This window comes from Neisseria sp. P0014.S009, assembly GCF_051958155.1.
GTDB lineage: Bacteria > Pseudomonadota > Gammaproteobacteria > Burkholderiales > Neisseriaceae > Neisseria > Neisseria flavescens_C.
The window spans coordinates 1-246 of sequence record NZ_JBQCVS010000207.1 but is presented as its reverse complement, the minus strand read 5'-3'; the positions used below and the strand labels follow the sequence as shown (position 1 = coordinate 246).

Genomic DNA, 246 nt, shown 5'->3' with positions numbered 1-246 from the left:
GCCATCAATATGATGAAGGAGCTGTTTGGCATCCGCCGTGCCGTGCTGCCACGCGTTTTGACCGTGGATCAGGTCAAGCATGTGATTGACAATACGGATGTGGAAATCGAAGTGTTCGGTTTCGGCAGTTTGTGCGTCATGGTGGAAGGGCGCTGCATTTTATCGAGTTATGCGACGGGCGAATCGCCGAATATGCAAGGCGTGTGTTCGCCGGCGAAGGCGGTGCGCTGGGAGCAGCTGCCAGAC

1 protein-coding gene is annotated in these 246 nt (G+C 56.1%); it reads left to right on the top strand.

Features of this window, described 5'->3' with window-relative positions; all coding sequences use genetic code 11:
• A partial coding sequence (locus ACTHS4_RS12340; RefSeq protein ID WP_440366032.1) for a peptidase U32 family protein occupies positions 1 to 246 on the top strand: 246 nt, incomplete at both ends.